The following is a 19,535-nucleotide window of genomic DNA, read 5'->3' on the forward strand; positions in this document are numbered from 1 at the left end:
GCTCGGGAAGTGGCTGCTGCCAGGATCAGGGGAGGGGGGCTGCCGCTTTGCCACGGGCTCGAAACAGCCAGCGTCCGGCCAGCGTCAGTACGGCCAGGCCGGTCAGCGGCAGCCAGACCCAGCGGATTTCCGAGGCGAGGAGCGTCGGCGCGCGGGCAAGGACGCGTTCCAGGCCGAACGGCGATACTTCGATCGGGCGGAAGGGGGCGAAATAGCGGTGTTCCGAACATGGCCATAGCAAGGCAACGCCCAGTCCGCCATTGGTGAAAGTATCAAGGATGCCGTGCGAGGTGCACGCCAGGAAGAGAAAGATGAAGCAGCGCTGGCGACTCGCCTGCAGCCATCTGGCGGCCAGCATGCCGAGCAGCGCCACGAGCAGCGCGAAGAGCAGGGAGTGGCTGAATCCGCGATGTCCCAACTGGGCGCCGTAGGCAATGCCGAAACGGAACGCCAGGGTATCGAGATCGGGCAGGATGGATGCCGCGATCCCGGCGAGCAGCAGACGCCGGGATTGCGGTGCATCGGCCAGTGCGCAGGCCATCGCAAGCGGGACTGCCGGGTGGGTGAACAGGGTGGGCAAGGGATCAGGCTACGGGTTGGTGGGATGGTCCGCTGGCGGTGCGGGGGGGTATGACGTTGCCAATATTTTCGGTCTGTCTGTGTTTACATGCTGTGCGTGAACAAGAAAAACTCTCCATGCTGGCGCGAAACAGCGATCCAGCCATGACGGCCTGGCAGCAAGGCATCGGCATCATAAAACTCCAGTGACGAGAAGTCGCTCGGGCTCATCCAGGGGGGATAGGCCTTCATCGGCGCCGTATAGAGGGGCGGGCCATCGAGCCGACTGAATATCCTTAGCCAGGCGTCGATCTGATCGACGGGAAGCTTCACATAGAGGTAGGTCTCGTAGTCGCGCGGGCCGATCGTCAGGGCAGTGTCGTCATCACCAATGCGGAACTCGGCGAAGTGCGCATCTTCCATGGGTGACGGCAAGGTGGTCCGCTGCGTCGTCTTGAGCAATTGGGTCACCTTGGCAATGCGATCCGCCTTGCCAAGTGTCTCGATCGAATGGACCGCTGGCGAAGGTTCGCTGCACGCGCTGACGCACAGGCAGATGAAGATCAGTGTGAGGCGCAGTATCTTCCGGGCCATGCCTGATGGCCGCATGGGCGCGACGTGACGCGGGGTAGGCTGGCAGTGGGAGTGCAGGCAAATATTCATGAGGAAGGCATGATCTAGTATTTCGCAGTTGGCCGCTGTCATTCATCGAAGAAGCCCTGGTTTGCCGGGCATCTTGCCACGGCAGTCGCAATCCCGGCGCGCCGGGCGGCCAGGGGGCTGTTGGCGCCTCCGGCCGGGCGTCTGACTGGGTCGCTCCGCCTCGCTGGCCGCCGGCCCGGGGGATCTGGCACGGGAGTGCCAGCGTTGCCGAGGTGGCGGATGGCGTCGGCGGGCAGCGGCAATTGCCAGTCGTCGGCGGGCGTGTCACCATGCCGGCCATGACATTGGCGTCACGCTGTGGTTTCCTGCTGGGAAGCAGGCTGGCGCGCTCGACCAGTCGAGGAAGCCTGCGTGAAAAGAATCCTGAAGATCGTTGCTGCCATTGTTGCGCTCGTGCTGCTCCTGCCGGTGCTTGCGCTGGCGCTTCTGGTTCTTGTCAACTTGCAGGACGAGCCCCTTGATCCCGGGCTGACTTCCCTGCTGACCGCCAAGCCGCCGCAGATGGCGGCAGCGGAGAATGGCTATTTCGCGTGGATCGGGGTGGCGGGGCCGGAGAAAGAGCCGCCCCATGCCTGGGGCTATCGCTGGTTCGAGGAGGCGCTGCGCGCCGATCAGGCGTCCTTCGGTGAAACGCAGGCGCTGGCGATCAATGCCGAAGTGCGCAAGGACGCCTTGCGGCTCGAGGACTTCGCTTGCCGCGAGATCGAATCCTGTCTGGCGGCGGTCGCCAAATGGCCAGCGGACGCCCGTGCCGTGCTCGCCAAGGGGCGCGTCACCCTGGCGCGGGGCGACGTCGCACTTGCCATGTCGGGCTATCAGGAGCCCTGGCGGCCGGATTTCACGTTCTCTTCACCGTTGCCGACTGCCTCGCCGCATTACCGGTTGCTCAGTGCGACCCGCTTCGCCCTCGCCGTCAGCGAGGCGCGCCACGATGCGGCGCTCGACCTGCTGGAGCTGGCGATGGCCTTCCACCGCCGGCAGGCGCAGGGGGCGTCGACGCTGATCGAGAAGCTGCTGGCGCTGGCGAATCTGCAGGCTGATTTGCAGTTGCTGAATCAGTACCTGCGGCACGCGCCGGCGGCGGCGAGGCAGCGGGAAGCACGCATTGCCGACTTGCTGACGCCGCTGTCTGCTGCTGTGACGAGCCTGCAACAGCCCATCCTGACCGAACTGCGGGGTGGCGTACGCCTCTTCCTCAACCTGGGTGAGAAAAACCTGTTCGCGGCCGCCGGTAGTGAAAACCGGCTGCCGCGCTGGCTGGCCGGTGCGCTGGGGCAGCGCCTGTATCTGCCCGGGGCGAGCGCCAACAAGCATTTCCAGCTGAACCAGGGCTGGCTCGCCGCCGATGCACTGGCCGGGGAAGACTATCGGCGGGCGATCGCCGCTGTCAGGCGCGACCAGGAAAGCGCCAGCGAGGATGTATACGCGCTGCGCAATCCGGTCGGTCACATCCTGGTTCGCGTCGGGCTGGCTGATCACGGGAGTTTTTTCCTGCGCCGCGACGATCTGCTGGCCCTGCACGCCATGGTGGCCTTGCAGTTTGACCTGCTGCGCAGCCAGACCACGGATGACGAGGCGATCGCCCGTGCCGCTGCCAGGCTGCGGCATCCCTACAGCGGCGCCGCAGCGACCTGGGACAGCAAGGCGCGCCGCCTGAGCCACGCAGCGCTGGCCGAGCGGCGCGGCAAGCAGCCCCTGGCCATCCAGCTGTGACGCGGCAGCGGGGGCGGCCAGGCGCTTGTTTCGGGTTGTGGTTTCTCGTTGGCCGGCTTTCGGTTAAGGTGCTCACGTCATGAAAGCTGGGAGGTGTACGATGCGTATCCTTGATTGGGGAAAATGGCTGGCCGGTGTTGCGGTCTGGTGTGTGTCGTGGCAATTGGCGATTGCCGGAAGCGGCGATCTTGCAGTCTTCGAGAGCTGCGTCGACGCCCGCGGCCGACTGCTCAAGGCGGTCAGCGACCCGCAATTGCCAGTGCTGGTGCGCGCCACAGACACGGCGGGTGAGCGCAGCCTGCGCTACAACCCCGACCTGCTGCCCCGCTTGAGCCAGGGGGCGCGTTTCTTTCTCTACACGCAGGAATGTGCCCGCGTCGGCCTGAGCGACACGGGGTCCGGCCAGGTGGCTGAGCGCGCCCGGATCGCCGACTGCAAGGCAGTGAATGCGCTGCTCGCCAGCGGCGCGGTGACGCGCAGGGAGTTGCCTGCCGTCCAGGCGGAGCTTTCGTTCAGCCCCGATGAGTGGTCGCTGCTCAGCGGCCCGCAGCGCACTTTCGAACTCGGCAGCTGCCTGGGGCGACGCGGCAACGTGCTGGCCATTCCGCGCGCCGCCCCGACGGCGCAGCAGGCGGGCTGGAACGATTGTGTGCGCGCCTGCGGCGATCGTCTGTGGGCATGCCAGAAACGCGGCTGCAGCGGCGCCGATTGCCCGTCCTGTCAGGGAAGCTATGAATCCTGTCAGGCGGCCTGCGCCGGCGGGCCGGGGAAATGAGCGCGGCGGATCCGCCGCCCGACCCGAGGTAGCGACCGATTTCGACGCCGATGACGATCATCCAGGTCAGGATGGCGATGTCTACCACGGTGGCGGCCATGTCCTTGATCACCTTGATCGGCTTTGATCGCGCTGTTGGCGATTATCAGGATCAGCAGGAAATTGAGGCCGGCGCGCAGTGCGAAGGCGCCGGCCAGGACGAGCACCGAAAGCACCAGCTTGTAGGCCACCGACCAGTCGTAGAGCACCGCGTAACGCAGGCCGGAAACGACGGTGGCGATCTTGCGCAGCGGGTGGTGGTCGGGTTCGCCGATGTCTAGGAATTTGTGCCGCATCGTCCACTCCATCGCCAGAAAGCTAGCCGGTGGAACAGGCTGCTCCACAGCAGGCCGAGGACGATCCCGGCCAGGATGTCGGTCAGGAAATGCACCTGCAGATAGGTCCGCGAAACGGCTACCGCACCGACCTGCAGCCCGCCAAGGAGCAGCGCTCCGGCGTGCTGCGCCCGCTCCTGCCACAGCAGCCAGGCGACGACGAAGGCCGTGACCTGCATCGCATGCGCGCTCGGGAAGCTGGCGTCGGCCGGTATCTCGGCCAGCGCCGGGAAGAGGTCGGGGCGCTCGCGATTGACCAGCCATTTCAGAAGCTGCGCCAGCCCGGCCGCGCCAAGCACGGCGAGTGGCAGGAAGAGGCGCTGGCGCCAGTCGCCCGGGCCGCGCCAGCCGAGGCTGGCCGCCAGCGGCAGCAGCACGAGCAGCGAACCGAGCCAGGTGACGGCGCTCATGGCGACGGTCAGCAGCGGGTGCTGCCAGGCATGCATCAATGAGAGCCAGGCGCTGTCCATTTTGCTCACACCACCAGTTCGGTGCCTCGTTGGGCGAGCAGCTTAGCCGCCGATCAGAAACTGCTCGATGACCAGCATCGTTGCCGAACACCGTCCATAACCCGGGATTGCCGATGCTTTACAGGCACCTTCCCGGGCGCGTATTCAACTGATGCGGATTGCCTTGGGCGCAGTGCCGCGCGCTTGCGCCGCGCTGCCCGCCAGACCGTTGCCCCAGGCGTCGAGCGCGCCGAGAAAGAGGCGTTCCTCGCCCCGCGCCAGGTGGCCGTCGCTGCTGATCACCGAGATGATCAGCCGGAGAACTGCATGCCGCGCCTGCACATCGCTTACTTCGGCGAACAGGCCGGCCAGCAGGCCGGGCGAGACACGCCAGTCGGCGGCGCCGCCGGCCAGTTGCGAAACGTCGGCGCAGAACTCGTGCAGAACCTGGACGAAGCCTGCGCGGCTGATGCCGAGTGCAGCGAAGCTGCCGCGCCGGTTGAGGACTTCCAGTTCGCACTCGTCGAGGTGGCCGTCGGCGAGCAGGGCGAGGACGACCAGCCGCGCCTTCGCCGGCGCACTGTTGAGCGGGTAGGCGCGCAGCGGGTGGCGGGCGGCACTGGGCTGCGGGAAAACGGCACGGGCCTGCATCGTCATCATCATCATTTCCTCTGGTTGAAACGGCATCGTCGCTTGGTGTGCAGCAGTGAAACCTCCCGGGGTCTGGGCGCGGGCAAAGGCCAGTATCGGGGGCAATCCCTCGCGGCGGGCGAGTGCCTCGACCTGGCCGAGCGGGGCATCGCAAAAGGCATTGCAATCTTCGACGGTGATCATGGGGGGGCTCCTCTGGGTATCGGCAGCGGGAAGTCCGCAGCGCATGGGCGCAATTTACGGCCACTATGATTTCCATTGAATGGATAATATTGGTGCTTAAACTTCCGTTTTGTGGAAACATATGAAACCTGACGACCTCAACTTCCGTCATCTGCTCTATTTCTGGGCGGTCGCCAAGGAAGGCAGCATCACCCGCGCCGCCGAGCGTCTCGGGCTGTCGGTACAGGCGATCAGCACCCAGCTTGGCCAACTCGAACGCCAGCTCGGCCAGGCCTTGCTGGCGCCGCGCGGCCGTTCGCTGACCCTGACCGAGGCGGGGCGGACCGCGCTCGCCCACGCCGACCAGATCTTCCAGCTCGGCGACCGCCTGCGCGATGCGCTGGCGGAGCCGGCGGCCGGCCGCATCCGGCTCGCCGTCGGCATCACCGACGCGGTGCCCAAGCTGATCGCCTTCCGCGTCCTCGAAGGCGTCCTGCGCTCGCATCCGCAACTCCGCCTCGAATGCAGCGAAGGTGAATTCGATCATCTGCTCGGCGAACTCGCGGTCAACCGGCTCGACCTCGTGCTCGCCGACCGTTCGGCGCCGCAACGCGCCAACCTGCGCCTGCAGTCGACGCTGCTGGGCAATCTGGCGATGGGTTTTTACGGGGCGCCGCAACTGCATGCTGCTTACGCGAGCGGCTTTCCCGGCGGTCTGCAGGGGGTGCCGCTGTTGCTGCCGGTGCGCGGTGATCCGCTGCGCGCCGCCATCGATGCCTGGCTGGAGGCCAACGACATCGCGCCGCAGGTGATCGGCGAATTCTCCGACAGCGCCCTGCTCAAGACTTTCGGCCGCGCCGGCCTTGGCATCTTTGCGGCGCCGCTCGCCCTGCAGGAAGACATCCGCGTCCAGTACGGTGCCCTCTCCATCGGCGAACTGCCGGGCGTCAGCGAAAGCTGGTACGCGATCGCCACCCAACGGCGACTGCAACATCCCGCCGTGGTGACGGTGCTCGAGGCGGGGGGGCGATTCATCGGCGATGCTGCCGAGCCTGGCACTTCCTGAGTCAGGGGGCACCCGGATTGCGTCGCTGCGGCCAGTTGCAATACCATCGTCAAACATGCAGCAAGGTGGCGAAAGGCGACATGTCGTACGCGGTCGTGAGGGAAAGCCGGGGAGTATTGGTGCGCTGGTCGGGACCGATCAGCGGCAAGGCCTTCTTGCGTTCCGTTCATGAAATCAATGCGCTGCCGGATTTTCAGCTGCTGCGTTACGTGATCAACGATGCCTCGGGCTGTCCCGGCATCGACCTGCCAGGCTGGATTGTCGAAGATGCGGTCGCCGGGGCAATCGGCGCCCACGCTGCCAACCGGAAGTTCGTCGCCGCTTTCGTCGCCGATCAACCGGCAGTTGCCGAGGCCTGGGCGACAATTGCCCGGGTCGCCAACGATTACCTGCCAGTGGCCGCTTTCGGCGACCTTGCCACAGCGCGCGACTGGCTGGCTCACCTCACCCGGGACGGGCAGCCGGCTGCGGCCGCGTCCGGCACCGGATTTGCCAGGAGAACCCCATGAGCTTTGAAGACTCCCTCGCCGTCGCCCTGCAGCGCAACCGTCTCAACCGCCGCCAACTGCTCTGGCTGTTCGGTGCGGCGGCCTTGTCCGGCTGCGCGCAGTCGCCGGTCGGCGGTAAGTCGATCCTGGTCGGCATGAGTGAGGACGACGAGAAGGCGGTGGACAAGCAGGTCTCACCGCAGCAGTTCTCGCAGGACATGGGGCCGGTCCAGGATGGCGAGGTCAATCGCTACCTGAGTTCGGTCGGTGAGCGCATGGACAAGCTAACGCATCGGCCGCAGATGCCGTATTCCTATCGCGTGCTCAACGCCAACCACGTCAATGCCTACACCTTCCCCGGCGGGGCGATGGGGGTGACCCGGGGGATCATGGTCGATCTGCAGAACGAGGCCGAGCTGGGCGCGCTGCTCGGCCACGAAATGGGCCACGTCAATGCGCGGCACGCGGCGCAGCGCCAGGGGCAGGCGATGGTCGCCCAGGTGGCGGTGGCCGGGGCCAGCATCGCTGCCTCGTCCACCGAATGGGGCGGGCTGGTCGCGATCGGCGGCCAGCTTGGCGCCAGCGCGCTGCTCTCCAGCTATTCGCGCGACAACGAGCGCGAGGCCGATGCGCTGGGCCAGGAGTACATGGTGCGCGCCGGCTATCCGGCGAGCGGCATGACCGGCCTGCACCAGTTGCTGGTCGACCAGGAGAAGGAAGCGCCCGGTCTGCTGCAGACCATGTTTTCGACCCATCCGATGAACGTCGAACGGCGCGACACGGCGCGCCGACTGGCCGAAGGCAAGTACGCGGTGAGCCTGAAGCGCGACCCCGGGCGCGAGCGTTTCATGGACAACACCGCGTCGCTGCGCCGCATCAAGCCGACCATCGAATCCTGCCAGAAGGGCGAGGTGGCGATGGCCGACAAGCAGTACGGAAAGGCCGAAGGGCAGTTCCGCGATGCCCTGAAGAAGACGCCGCGCGACTACGCTGCCAACCTGCTGATGGCGCAATGCCTGCAGGCGCAGGACCGCGACCGTGACGCACTGGGCTACGCCGAATCGGCGAAGTCGATCTATCCGCAGGAAGCGCAGGCGCACAAGCTGGTCGGCGTGCTGGCGCTCGGCCTCAAGGACCCGGCCGCCGCCTACGCCGGCCTTGATCGCTACGACCGGCTGTTGCCTGGCGATGCCGGCATCGGTTTCCTCAAGGGGGTGGCGCTCGAAGGACTGGGCAAGCGTCAGGAGGCGGCGCAGCAGTACGCCGGCTACCTGCGCAACAACCGCCAGGGCAAGGCCGCCGAGTACGCCTACAGCCGGCTCAAGGGCTGGGGTTACGCCAAATAATGTGAGCGCTTACTCGCCGAAGCTGCGCAGGCCGTCAAGGTCGATGACGTTGATGCCGCCGTATTCGCTGCGCACCAGACCGGCTTCCTCGAGCACCTTGAGTCCCTGGTTGGCGCGCTGCCGGGAGACGCCGGCGAGGTAGCCGAGTTCTTCCTGCGAGATCTGCAGCAGGCGGTTTGTTCCCGGGTAGAGCACCGGGTTGAACAGGGCGGCCAGGACGCGGGCGATACGGGTGTCGATGTCGAGCATGCGCTCGTTTTCCATCATGCCGATGAACTGGCCGAGGCGCTCGTTCAACTGGGTGATCATGAAGCGGTTGAAGGCGATGCTGTGGTCGAGCAGCCACAGGAAGGTGCCGCGACTCATGAAGGCGACGCGCGTCTCGCGGATCGCCATGACGTCGTAGCGGCGCGGCTCCTCCTTGAGCAGCGAGCCCTCGCCGAACCAGGCGCCGCTGCTGATGCCGGTCAGCGATGTGGTCTTGCCCGAGGTCCAGTGGCTGGCCATCTTGCCCAGCCCGTCGACGATGCCCATCCAGTGTGTGACCGCTTCGCCCTTCATGCAGATGAAGGCGCCGGCCGCGAAACTCCGTTCGACGGTGCCGGCCAGCGCGCGCTGCATCTCCTCCTCGCTCAGCGCCTGTCCCCACTGGGACCGTCGCAGCAATTCCTCAGCGTTTTTCATTTATTTTCCGGATTGTCTGCCGAACGACAATTATACGCCGCGCCTGTGCTTACACTGGCCCGCAGGTCAGGAAAAGCCGGCGCCTGCAAGTCTGGTGTAAGAAAGCCGGCGCCACAATGAACCTAACGACACAGGACCGCGAACAACGAGTCGCGGCGGAGGAGACAATTTATGCCCACGCAGGCGAAACACGCCGCGCCGGACGGTTTGCACACCTTCCCGCGGCTGCTGATGCATCATGCGACAACCCGGCCACAGGCGCCGGCGATGCGCGAGAAATACCTCGGCATCTGGCAAACCTGGACCTGGTCCGATGTCGCCGAGCGCGTCCGTGCGCTGGCTTGTGGCCTGGCTGCGCTCGGTTTCAAGCGCGGTGACAATCTGGCCATCATTGGCGACAACCGGCCGCACCTGTACATGATGATGACCGCCGCCCAGTGCCTGGGTGGCGTGCCAGTTCCGCTCTACCAGGATGCGGTGGCCGGCGAGATGCTGTTCGTGCTCCAGGACGCCGGCATCCGCTTCGTCGTCGTCGAGGACCAGGAACAGGTCGACAAGATGCTCGAAGTGCGCGAGCAGGTGGCGACGCTGGAACACGTCATTTATGACGACCCACGCGGCATGCGCCACTACAACCAGCCCTTCCTGCACGACATCCACGAGTTGATGGAAATGGGCCGCATCCATGACCGCAACCACCCGGATTTCCTCGACGCCGAAATCGCCCAGGGGCACTTCGACGACACCTCGGTGATGCTTTACACCTCGGGTACTACCGGCAAGCCGAAGGGCGTCTGCCAGACGCACGCCGCCTTCATCGCTGCCGCCCGCGGTGGTATCGAGGTGGACCACATGCGCGCCGACGGCGACATCCTGTCCTACCTGCCAATGGCCTGGGTTGGTGACCACCTGTTCTCCTTTGCCCAGGCGATGGTTGCCGGCTTCACCATCAACTGTCCGGAATCCGGCGACACGGTGATGACCGACCTGCGCGAGATCGGGCCGACCTATTACTTCGCCCCGCCGCGCGTCTTCGAGAGCCTGCTCACCTCGGTGATGATCCGAATGGAAGACGCCGGTAAACTGAAACAGAAGATGTTCCACCACTTCATGGCAGTGGCCAAGCGCTGCGGCGCCGACCTGCTTGACGGCAAGTCAGTGTCGGCCGGCGACCGTCTGCAGTACTGGCTGGGCAACCTGCTGGTCTACGGGCCGTTGCGCAACGTCCTCGGCCTCAGCCGGGTGCGTGTCGCCTACACCGCCGGCGCGGCGATCGGCCCGGAACTGTTCAAGTTCTACCGCTCGATCGGCATCAACCTCAAGCAGTTCTACGGCCAGACCGAAACCTGCGCCTACGTCTGCCTGCAGCCGGACGGCGCGATCAAGTTCGACTCGGTCGGCCAGCCGGCGCCCGGCGTCGATATCAAGATCGCCGACAACGGCGAGGTGCTGGTCAAGGGGCCGATGCTGCTCAAGGAGTACTACAAGCGCCCGGACGCCACCGCCGAGTCGATCAACGCCGACGGCTGGTTCATGACTGGCGACGCCGGCTTCCTCGACGAGGACGGCCACCTGAAGATCATCGACCGGGCCAAGGACGTCGGCAAGCTCTCCAACGGCGCGATGTTCGCGCCCAACTACATCGAGAACAAGCTGAAGTTCTTCCAGCACGTCAAGGAAGCCGTCTGCTTCGGCGCCGACCGCGACATGGTCACCGCCTTCATCAACATCGACATGGGCGCCGTCGGCAACTGGGCCGAGCGGCGCGGCATCGCCTACTCGGGCTACACCGATCTCGCCGCCAAGCCGCAGGTCTATGAGCTGATCCAGCAGTGTGTCGAGGAAGTGAACGCCGGGCTGGCGCACGACGTCATGGTCGCCGATTCGCAGATCCACCGCTTCCTGATCCTGCACAAGGAACTCGATCCCGACGACGACGAGCTGACCCGCACCCGCAAGGTCCGCCGCAACTTCGTTTCGGAAAAGTACAAGGTGCTGATCGACGCCCTCTACACCGGCAAGGACAGCCAGTTCATCGAGACCGAGGTCAAGTTCGAGGACGGTCGCCGCGGCAAGGTGTCCGCCGACCTGCGCATCGTCGATTGCAAGACCTTCCCGATCGCCAGAAAGGCCGCCTGAGATGAGCAAACAAATCGGTGAGGTTATCCTCGACCTGCAGAACATTTCGCTGCGCTTCGGCGGCGTCAAGGCGCTGACCGACATTTCCTTCGACGTCCGCGAACACGAGATCCGCGCCATCATCGGCCCCAACGGCGCTGGCAAAAGCTCGATGCTCAACGTCATCAACGGCGTCTACCACCCGCAGGAAGGCAAGGTCTTCTGGCGCGGCAGCGAGCGCAAGAAGATGGAACCGCACATGGCGGCGCAGCAGAACATCGCCCGCACCTTCCAGAACATCGCGCTGTTCAAGGGCATGAGCGTGCTCGACAACATCATGACCGGGCGCATCACCAAGATGAAATCGACCTTCCTCGAGCACGCCCTGTGGTTCGGCCGCGCCCGCCAGGAGGAGCTGGAGCACCGCAAGAAGGTGGAAGAGGTGATCGACTTCCTGGAAATCCAGCACATCCGCAAGACGCCGGTCGGCCGTCTGCCCTACGGTCTGCAGAAGCGCGTCGAACTCGGCCGGGCGCTTGCCGCCGAGCCGTCGATGCTGCTGCTGGACGAGCCGATGGCCGGCATGAACGTCGAGGAAAAGCAGGACATGTGCCGCTTCATCCTCGACGTGAACGACCAGTTCGGCACCACCATCGTCCTCATCGAGCACGACATGGGGGTCGTCATGGACATCTCCGATCGCGTCGTCGTCCTCGACTACGGCAAGAAGATCGGCGATGGCGTGCCGGATGAAGTCAAGAACAACGAAGACGTGATCAAGGCCTATCTGGGCGCCGGTCACTGAGGAGACAAGCATGGAATTCGTAATTGCCGCGACATTGCTGTCGATCCTGCTCTGGGTCGCTGCCCGCTCGCACGCCGGCCGCCGCCGCCGTCAAACTGCCACGTTTCGGGGGTAAGCCATGGAATTTTTCTTCGAAGTTCTGATCGGCGGGCTGCTCTCCGGCGTCATGTACGCCCTGGTGGCGCTCGGCTTCGTGCTCATCTACAAGGCCTCTGGTGTCTTCAACTTCGCCCAGGGGGCGATGGTCTATCTCGCCGCGCTGTCGGTGGTCGGCATCATGGAATGGGGCGCGCCGCTGTGGCTGGCGGTCATTCTCGCCTTCGCCATCATGACCGCCTTCGGCATCGGCACCGAGAAGTTCGTGCTCCGGAAGCTGGTCAACCAGCCGCCGATCGCCCTGTTCATGGCGACCATCGGCCTGACCTTCTTCATCGAGGGCCTGGCGCCGATGATCTTCGGCTCCGATCCGCGCGCCCTCGACCTGGGCATCGTCGACGAGCCGATTCCCTACATCCTCGACAACTGGAACATGGTCATCTCCAAGTTCGACCTGATCGCCGCCGGCGTAGCCGCCGTGCTGGTCACCGTGCTGGCGCTATTCTTCCAGTACACCCGCATCGGCCGCGCCCTGCGCGCGGTGGCCGATGACCACCAGGCAGCGCTGTCGATCGGCATCCCGCTGCAGCACATCTGGGCCATCGTCTGGGGCGTCGCCGGTTTCGTCGCGCTGGTCGCCGGCATGATGTGGGGCGCTCGCAACGGCGTGCAGTTTGCACTCACTTTCACGGCATTGAAGGCGCTGCCGGTGCTCATTCTCGGTGGTTTCACCTCGGTGCCGGGCGCCATCGTCGGCGGCCTGATCATCGGCGCCTCGGAAAAGCTCGCCGAAATCTACATCCCGCCGGTGATGCAGGACCTCTTCGGCGGCAACTTCGGCGGCATCGAAGGCTGGTTCCCCTATGTGCTCGCGTTGCTCTTCCTCCTCGTCAGACCCGAGGGTCTGTTCGGCGAAAAACATATTGATCGTGTTTAACGGTCAACCGACAAGAAAGAGGAAAAACCATGCTCTACCGTGAAGCCGGTCAATTCAAGACCTCCTATGCTGCCGACCAGCAGCTGTTCCCGATCCGTCAGGACCGCATCGGTCTCATCCTGCTGCTTGCTGTTGCCTTCGTCGGGGTGCCGATGTTCGCCAGCGAGTACTGGTTCTCGGCGATCCTGATCCCCTTCCTGATCTTTTCGCTGGCCGCGCTCGGGCTCAACATCCTGACCGGCTACGCCGGCCAGTTGTCGCTCGGTACCGCCGCCTTCATGGCGGTCGGCGCCTACGCCGCCTACAACTTCCAGTTGCGCGTCGAAGGTATCCCGATCCTGGTTTCCTTCATCTGCGCCGGTCTGACCGCGGCCGGTGTCGGCATCCTGTTCGGCTTGCCCAGCCTGCGCATCAAGGGCTTTTACCTGGCAGTGGCGACGCTGGCGGCGCAGTTCTTCATCGTCTGGTGCCTGACCAAGTTCCCCTGGCTGTCGAACGACTCGTCGTCCGGCGTGATCTCGGCGCAGAACATCGAGATCCTCGGCTACGCCTTCGACACGCCGCGCGACAAGTACCTGCTGGTGCTGGCGATCGTCGTCCTGCTCGCCCTGGCGGCCAAGAACATGGTCCGCTCGACCACCGGCCGGGCCTGGATGGCGGTGCGCGACATGGACGTCGCCGCCTCGGTGATCGGCATCCGCCTGATGCGCACCAAGCTGCTCGCCTTCGCCGTCAGCTCCTTCTACTGCGGCGTTGCCGGTGCGCTCTATGCGTATTGCTACCTGGGTTCGGTCGAGCCGGATGGTTTCTCGCTCGACATGTCCTTCCGCATCCTGTTCATGGTCATCATCGGCGGCGTCGGCTCCATCCTCGGCTCCTTCCTTGGTGCTGCCTTCATCCTGCTGCTGCCGATCTTCCTCGACATCGCCCTGCCGTTCTTTGCCGGCCTCTTCGGCCTGCCGTTTTCCAGCGCCACCGTGTCGCACATCCAGATCCTGGTGTTCGGTGCGCTGATCATGTTCTTCCTGATCGTCGAGCCGCACGGGTTGGCCCGTTTGTGGCAGATCGCCAAGGAGAAGCTGCGCCTGTGGCCGTTCCCGCACTGAGATTCGGCCGTTTTTCGTAACACTGGAGGAGACATACACATGAAAAAAGTTTTCAAGCCTGCTGTTGCCGCTGCCGCGGTTTCCCTCGCCCTGATCGCGCCGACCGCTTTCGCCGCCGACCAGTTCTTCCCGATCCCGAGCTACCGCGTCGGTGCCTACGGCGCCAACGGCCAGGCCTTCTACGGCGGCTTCATCGACTACCTGAACTACGTCAACCTGAAGGACAAGGGCGTCAATGGCGTCACCCTGACCTGGGAAGAGTGCGAAACCGAGTACAACAACGCCAAGGGCGTCGAGTGCTACGAGCGGATGAAGGGCAAGGCAGCGCAATCGGCCGGCCCGATCCACACCATGTCGACGGGCATTTCCTACGCGCTGATCGACAAGTCGGCGCAGGACAAGCTGCCGCTGGCGATGATGGGCTACGGCCGCACCGACGCGGTCGATGGCTCGGTCTTCCCCTACGCCTTCCCGCTGGTCACCACCTACCAGATGCAGGCCTCGGCCATCGTCAAGTTCGTCAAGGACAAGCTGGGCGGCAATCTGGCCGGCAAGAAGATCGTCTATCTCTACCATGACTCCGCCTACGGCAAGGAAGCCATCGTCGCGCTCAACGCCGAAGCCGGTCTGAACAAGTTCGAACTGGTGCAGATTCCGGTCGCCCACCCGGGCAACGAGCAGGGCGCGCAGTGGCTGAAGATCCGCCAGGAAAAGCCCGATTTCGTCATCTTCTGGGGCTGGGGCGTGATGAACCAGACGGCGCTGAAGGCTGCGCAGAAGGTTGGTTTCCCGCGTGACAAGATGATCGGCTCGTGGTGGACCGGCTCCGAGGAAGACGTGATCCCGGCCGGCGACGCCGCCAAGGGTTACATGGCTGCGACCTGGAACGTTGCCGGCAAGCAGGTGCCGGTGATCGCCGACATCGAGAAGGTGGTCTATGGCGCCGGCAAGGGCAACCTGCAGGACAAGGGCAAGATCGGCACCATCCTCTACAACCGCGGTGTTTCCGCCGCCGTGCTGTCGGTCGAAGCGATCCGCAAGGCGCAGGAAAAGTACGGCAAGGGCAAGGCGATGAACGGCACCCAGGTCGCCTGGGGCCTGGAAAACCTCGACATCACCGAGGCCCGCCTGAAGGCCTTGGGCGCCACCAACCTGCTGCCGACCATCAAGACCTCCTGCGCCAACCACGAAGGTTCCGGCAAGGTGAAGATCCAGCAGTGGGATGGCGCCAAGTGGGTGCCGGTGTCCGACTGGATCGAAGGCAACAAGGGGCTGATCCACCCGCTGTTCCAGGCCTCTGCCAAGCAGTACGCCAAGGAAAAGGGCATCACGCCGCGTGATTGCAGCAAGGAAAAATAAGCCGGGCCGCCGGGCGCGCTGCCGCGCCCGGCGCTTCCTTCCGTGACGGGAGAAGACATGAACACACAAGCAGCAACGGCTGAAAACTACCTGAGCATCAACAACATCGAGGTCATCTACGACCACGTGATCCTGGTGCTCAAGGGGGTGTCGCTGGCCGTGCCGAAAGGCAAGATCGTCGCTCTGCTGGGGGCCAATGGCGCCGGCAAATCGACCACGCTGAAAGCGATTTCCAACCTGCTGCGCGCCGAGCGCGGCGATGTGACCAAGGGCTCGGTCGAATACAAGGGGCGGCGCATCGACCAGTTGTCGCCCAACGAACTGGTCAAGCGCGGCGTCATTCAGGTCATGGAAGGCCGGCATTGCTTCGGTCACCTGACCATTGAGGAAAACCTGCTGACCGGGGCCTACACGCGCAGCATTTCGCGCGGCGAGCTGAAGGACAGCCTGGAAAAGGTCTATCACTATTTCCCGCGGCTGAAGACACGGCGCACCTCGCAGGCTGGTTATACCTCCGGCGGCGAGCAGCAGATGTGCGCGATCGGCCGGGCGCTGATGGCCAATCCCGAGATGGTCCTGCTCGACGAGCCATCGATGGGCCTGGCGCCGCAGATCGTCGAGGAAATCTTCGAGATCGTGAAGGATCTGAACGCCCGCGAACAGGTCAGCTTCCTGCTCGCCGAACAGAACACCATGGTCGCGCTGCGCTACGCCGACTTTGGCTACATCCTGGAAAACGGGCGGGTGGTGATGGAAGGCGGGGCCGAGGAGCTGCGCACGAACGAAGATGTGAAGGAGTTCTACCTCGGGTTGTCGTCGGCGGGGCGGAAATCCTTCAAGGACGTCAAGCACTACAGACGCCGTAAACGCTGGCTTTCATGACGGCAGTGCATCGCTCATGGCCGCGTTGTCGCGAGGCTTGTTTGCCGATAGCAAACGGCGCCTCGCTCCGCCTTGCCCTGAGCGATTACTTTGCCGTCACCAAGGGGATGCAGGGCGCCCCGCATGCCGGCGTTGTCGGCCGGCTTGTTGGCAGGAACCAACGGCGCCGGCCTCCGCCTTGCCCTGTGGGGCTACTTTGTAACCCTTGGCGCAGAGGCAGAACAGGCACAGGCGCTGGCGTTGACGCTGGCAGAAAGCTTTTCCGCGGTGACCGTCAAAACGGAGAAAAATGAAATGAGCTTCTACGATCCGCTCGAAACCCGTGATCCGGAAGTGCGGGAAGCGGACCTGATGGCCCGTCTGGCACGTCAGGTGGCGCACGCCCGCTCGGGGACCGCTTATTACCGGCAGACGCTGGCCGGGGTCGAGGCGGCGGCGTGTGCGACGCGGGCGGCGCTGGCGCGCCTGCCGCTGACGCGCAAGCGCGACCTGATCGAACTGCAGAAGGCGACGCCGCCGTTCGGCGGGCTGAACGCGCTGGCGCCGGGTGAGGCGCGGCGGGTTTTCGCGTCGCCCGGGCCGATCTACGAACTGCAGGGCGGCGACGTCGACCACTGGCGCATGGCGCGTGTCCTGTTCGCCGCTGGCTTTCGACGCGGCGACCTGATCCACAACTGCTTTTCCTACCACTTCACGCCCGGCGCCTTCCTCATGGAGGGCGGCGCCCGCAAGCTTGGCTGCGCGGTCTTTCCGGGCGGTGTCGGGCAGACCGAGCAGCAGGTGCAGGCGATGGTCGACCTGCGGCCTGACGGCTACGTTGGTACGCCGTCCTTTCTCCGGATCATCGTCGACAAGGCCGACGAAATGGGCGCCGACATTTCCTCGCTGAAGAAAGCGCTGGTTTCTGGTGAAGCGCTGCCCGGTGCCACCCGCGCCGGCCTTGCCGAGCGCGGCATCGTCGTCCGCCAGTGCTACGCCACCGCCGACATCGGCGCGATCGCCTACGAAAGCGCGGCGGCCGAGGGCATGGTGGTCGAGGAGGATCTGCTGGTCGAGATCGTCCGCCCGGGCACCGGCGATCCGGTGCCCGACGGCGAGGTTGGCGAGGTGGTGGTGACCAGCTTCAACACCGATTACCCGCTGATCCGCTTCGCCACCGGTGACCTGTCGGCGATCCTGCCCGGCATCTCGCCCTGCGGCCGGACCAACATCCGTCTGCGCGGCTGGCTCGGCCGCGCCGACCAGACGACCAAGATCAAGGGCATGTTCGTCCATCCCGAGCAGGTGGCGGAAATCGCCCGGCGCTTTCCCGAGGTGGCCCGCATGCGTCTGGTCGTCGATAACCCGGACGCTCAGGACCGCATGGTGCTGCACTGCGAGATCGGGGAAATTCCCGACGGGCTGAGTGGAAAACTGACGGAATGTCTGCGCGAGCAGACAAAATTGCGCGGTTCGATCGAAATAGTTGCCCCCGGGGGCTTGCCGAACGATGGAAAGGTGATCGAAGATAGACGGGTCTACTGACTGACCTGGAACCCCGTAATGCGCGTACTTGTCCTTGCCCTGGCGTTGCTGGCGTTGCCGCTGCAAGCCGAGGAAGCCCCGCTGCGTCCGTCTGCCAGCCTGTTGTTCAAATATCCGGAATTGCTGCGCCCGGGAAGCTGTACGGTGTACCGCGAGGGCGGCGCCGGCTGGATCATGGTCGAACCGATGTACTACCTGCGCGGAACCGTCGTCAGCAGTGAGGTGACGACGCGTCAGCTGCAGCAGTGTCCGGCGGTGCCGGGCAAGACCCGCGAACAGTACACGCGCCAGGAATATGTCCGCCTGGTCCAGGCGACGCCCTGTCTGGCAGCTGGCGAAGCCGAGCGCGAAGTACAGCTCGGCATCGTCCGCCTGCGCGTCGACGACTGGGAGACGCCGCATGTGCGCAAGGCGGAAAACACCGGCCGTCTCTACCGCGGCCAGTTCCTCGACCGGCCCCTGCAGCAGGGCATGGAGATCGAGCTCGAGGCCGACCTGCTCGGCCCCTGCGATCCCTGATCCGGGTCAGTCGGCGCTTGGCGGGCGCAGCGTGACGGCGCCGAGCGCCGCCAGCCTTTCGATTTCCTGATCGTCGAGGCCGAGCGCCGCTAGTCGTTCGCGGCTGTGTTCGCCGAGCAGCGGCGGTGCCGCCTGCGCGGCGCCCGGCGTCCGCGACAGGCGGGGGGCCGGTGCCGGCTGGCGCACACCGGCCAGCTCGATGAAGGCGCCGCGCGCCCGGTTGTGCGGGTGGTCGGCGGCTTCGCCCAAGGCCAGCACCGGCCACACGCAGTCGTCGCTGTCGGCGAACAGGGTTTCCCAGTGCCGGCGCGGCTGGGCGCGGAAGATTTCCGTCAGGCGCCGTTTCATCGCCGGCCAGCGACTGCTGTCGTACTGCGCGCCGCTGAAATCGGGGTCGCCGGCCAGCCCCAGGCGTTCGACGAAGCTGGCGTAGAACTGCGGTTCGAGCGGGCAGACGCTGAGCCAGCGGTCGTCGGCGCACTGATAGACGTCGTAGAACGGGGCACTCGAGTCGATCGCGCAGTTGCCCTGCCACTCGCCGAGCGCTTCCAGGTTGAACAGGCCATGGCCGAGCAGCGCGGCGCCTTCGCACATGGCGGCGTCGATCACCTGGCCGCGCCCGCTGCGCTGTGCTTCGAACAGGGCGCAGGCGATGCCCCAGGCGAGCAGCAGGCCGCCGCCGCCCATGTCGCCGACCAGCGTCGGCGGCGCCCAGGGCGCGCCGCCGTGGCGCCGGCCGCTGTCGAGAACGCCGGCGATCGCCGCGTAGTTGGCGTCGTGACCGGCGCGCGGGGCGAGCGGGCCGTCCTGGCCCCAGCCGGTCATGCGGCCGTAGATCAGGCGCGGATTCTCGGCCAGACAGAGGTCGGGGCCGAAGCCCAGGCGTTCCATGACGCCCGGCCGGAAGCCTTCGATCAGCACGTCGGCGTCGGCGATCAGGCGCAGCACCAGCGGCCGGACGGCCGGATTCTTGAGGTCGATGCACAGCGACTTCTTGCCGCGGTTGGCCACCGCCTTGCGACCGCCGCCGAACAGTTGCGAGGCGAAGGTGCCGCCAGCGCGTTCGAGCAGCGTGACTTCGGCGCCCATGTCGGCGAGCAGCATGCCGCAGAAGGGGCCGGGGCCGATGCCGGCAAATTCGATGACCTTGATGCCGGCCAGCGGACCGCGGGCCGGCGTGTTGTTGACTGTCTCCATGGCTTTCCCGTTGTTGCTTGAATTTCGCCGAAGTATCGCATGCGTTTGCCGCTGCCGTGAGGC

The 19,535-nt window shown here is 65.3% G+C and carries 20 protein-coding genes; 13 read left to right on the forward strand and 7 right to left on the reverse strand.

The window, feature by feature from the left end; translation table 11 throughout:
- Positions 1-25 precede the first annotated feature (25 nt).
- Complete coding sequence (locus tag ACE3OV_RS06190; RefSeq protein ID WP_374326067.1) at positions 26-580, reverse strand: metal-dependent hydrolase; 555 nt, start codon at positions 578-580, stop codon at positions 26-28.
- A gap of 83 nt (positions 581-663) precedes the next feature.
- On the reverse strand, positions 664-1,152 hold the full coding sequence (locus ACE3OV_RS06195; protein WP_374326069.1) for a hypothetical protein: 489 nt from the start codon (positions 1,150-1,152) through the stop codon (positions 664-666).
- Between the two features lie 420 nt (positions 1,153-1,572).
- Here ACE3OV_RS06195 and ACE3OV_RS06200 point away from each other — a divergent pair, with 420 nt between their 5' ends.
- Complete coding sequence (locus ACE3OV_RS06200; protein WP_374326070.1) at positions 1,573-2,934, forward strand: hypothetical protein; 1,362 nt, start codon at positions 1,573-1,575, stop codon at positions 2,932-2,934.
- Positions 2,935-3,034: 100 nt separating this feature from the next.
- A complete protein-coding gene (locus ACE3OV_RS06205; RefSeq protein ID WP_374326072.1) occupies positions 3,035-3,709 on the forward strand; it encodes a hypothetical protein in 675 nt (224 codons plus the stop codon).
- Here the strand turns inward: ACE3OV_RS06205 and ACE3OV_RS06210 are convergent.
- The 3 genes from ACE3OV_RS06210 to ACE3OV_RS06220 all read right to left on the reverse strand — a co-directional run bounded on the left by ACE3OV_RS06210 (position 3,676) and on the right by ACE3OV_RS06220 (position 5,366).
- Positions 3,676-4,044, reverse strand: coding sequence for a hypothetical protein (locus tag ACE3OV_RS06210; protein ID WP_374326074.1), 369 nt, complete (start codon positions 4,042-4,044; stop codon positions 3,676-3,678). The genes ACE3OV_RS06205 and ACE3OV_RS06210 overlap by 34 nt on opposite strands.
- Complete coding sequence (locus ACE3OV_RS06215) at positions 4,026-4,553, reverse strand: phosphatase PAP2 family protein (RefSeq protein ID WP_374326075.1); 528 nt, start codon at positions 4,551-4,553, stop codon at positions 4,026-4,028. Before ACE3OV_RS06215 ends, ACE3OV_RS06210 begins: the two co-directional genes overlap by 19 nt.
- 144 nt (positions 4,554-4,697) lie before the next feature.
- Positions 4,698-5,366, reverse strand: coding sequence for a hypothetical protein (locus ACE3OV_RS06220; protein WP_374326077.1), 669 nt, complete (start codon positions 5,364-5,366; stop codon positions 4,698-4,700).
- A 121-nt stretch (positions 5,367-5,487) separates the two neighbouring features.
- Here ACE3OV_RS06220 and ACE3OV_RS06225 point away from each other — a divergent pair, with 121 nt between their 5' ends.
- The 3 genes from ACE3OV_RS06225 to ACE3OV_RS06235 all read left to right on the forward strand — a co-directional run bounded on the left by ACE3OV_RS06225 (position 5,488) and on the right by ACE3OV_RS06235 (position 8,245).
- Complete coding sequence (locus ACE3OV_RS06225; protein ID WP_374326078.1) at positions 5,488-6,411, forward strand: LysR family transcriptional regulator; 924 nt, start codon at positions 5,488-5,490, stop codon at positions 6,409-6,411.
- Positions 6,412-6,491: 80 nt separating this feature from the next.
- Complete coding sequence (locus ACE3OV_RS06230) at positions 6,492-6,920, forward strand: hypothetical protein (protein WP_374326080.1); 429 nt, start codon at positions 6,492-6,494, stop codon at positions 6,918-6,920.
- Positions 6,917-8,245, forward strand: coding sequence for a M48 family metalloprotease (locus ACE3OV_RS06235; RefSeq protein WP_374326082.1), 1,329 nt, complete (start codon positions 6,917-6,919; stop codon positions 8,243-8,245). Before ACE3OV_RS06230 ends, ACE3OV_RS06235 begins: the two co-directional genes overlap by 4 nt.
- Before the next feature lie 9 nt (positions 8,246-8,254).
- Here the strand turns inward: ACE3OV_RS06235 and ACE3OV_RS06240 are convergent, their stop codons facing one another.
- The gene (locus tag ACE3OV_RS06240) at positions 8,255-8,929 is read right to left on the reverse strand and encodes a Crp/Fnr family transcriptional regulator (protein WP_374326084.1); all 675 of its coding nucleotides are present in this window, start codon (positions 8,927-8,929) and stop codon (positions 8,255-8,257) included.
- Between the two features lie 171 nt (positions 8,930-9,100).
- Here ACE3OV_RS06240 and ACE3OV_RS06245 point away from each other — a divergent pair, with 171 nt between their 5' ends.
- The 8 genes from ACE3OV_RS06245 (at position 9,101) to ACE3OV_RS06280 (ending at position 18,275) form a co-directional block, all read left to right on the forward strand.
- Complete coding sequence (locus ACE3OV_RS06245) at positions 9,101-11,068, forward strand: long-chain fatty acid--CoA ligase (protein ID WP_374326086.1); 1,968 nt, start codon at positions 9,101-9,103, stop codon at positions 11,066-11,068.
- A gap of 1 nt (position 11,069) precedes the next feature.
- On the forward strand, positions 11,070-11,852 hold the full coding sequence (locus ACE3OV_RS06250) for an ABC transporter ATP-binding protein (protein ID WP_374326088.1): 783 nt from the start codon (positions 11,070-11,072) through the stop codon (positions 11,850-11,852).
- 118 nt (positions 11,853-11,970) lie between these two features.
- The gene (locus ACE3OV_RS06255; RefSeq protein WP_374326090.1) at positions 11,971-12,885 is read left to right on the forward strand and encodes a branched-chain amino acid ABC transporter permease; all 915 of its coding nucleotides are present in this window, start codon (positions 11,971-11,973) and stop codon (positions 12,883-12,885) included.
- A gap of 29 nt (positions 12,886-12,914) precedes the next feature.
- Positions 12,915-13,991 carry a branched-chain amino acid ABC transporter permease gene (locus ACE3OV_RS06260; RefSeq protein ID WP_374326092.1) on the forward strand — a complete coding sequence of 359 codons (1,077 nt, stop codon included), beginning with the start codon at positions 12,915-12,917 and terminating at the stop codon, positions 13,989-13,991.
- Between the two features lie 39 nt (positions 13,992-14,030).
- Positions 14,031-15,350 (forward strand): ABC transporter substrate-binding protein, encoded by a 1,320-nt coding sequence (locus tag ACE3OV_RS06265; RefSeq protein WP_374326094.1) that lies wholly within the window; start codon positions 14,031-14,033, stop codon positions 15,348-15,350.
- A gap of 57 nt (positions 15,351-15,407) precedes the next feature.
- Positions 15,408-16,232 carry an ABC transporter ATP-binding protein gene (locus ACE3OV_RS06270; RefSeq protein ID WP_374326096.1) on the forward strand — a complete coding sequence of 275 codons (825 nt, stop codon included), beginning with the start codon at positions 15,408-15,410 and terminating at the stop codon, positions 16,230-16,232.
- A gap of 294 nt (positions 16,233-16,526) precedes the next feature.
- Positions 16,527-17,756 (forward strand): phenylacetate--CoA ligase family protein, encoded by a 1,230-nt coding sequence (locus ACE3OV_RS06275; protein ID WP_374326098.1) that lies wholly within the window; start codon positions 16,527-16,529, stop codon positions 17,754-17,756.
- A gap of 18 nt (positions 17,757-17,774) precedes the next feature.
- A complete protein-coding gene (locus ACE3OV_RS06280) occupies positions 17,775-18,275 on the forward strand; it encodes a hypothetical protein (RefSeq protein WP_374326100.1) in 501 nt (166 codons plus the stop codon).
- A gap of 6 nt (positions 18,276-18,281) precedes the next feature.
- Here ACE3OV_RS06280 and ACE3OV_RS06285 read toward each other — a convergent pair whose 3' ends face one another.
- The gene (locus tag ACE3OV_RS06285; protein WP_374326102.1) at positions 18,282-19,472 is read right to left on the reverse strand and encodes a CaiB/BaiF CoA transferase family protein; all 1,191 of its coding nucleotides are present in this window, start codon (positions 19,470-19,472) and stop codon (positions 18,282-18,284) included.
- Positions 19,473-19,535: the final 63 nt, after the last annotated feature.

This window comes from Azonexus sp. (assembly GCF_041909095.1).
GTDB lineage: Bacteria > Pseudomonadota > Gammaproteobacteria > Burkholderiales > Rhodocyclaceae > Azonexus.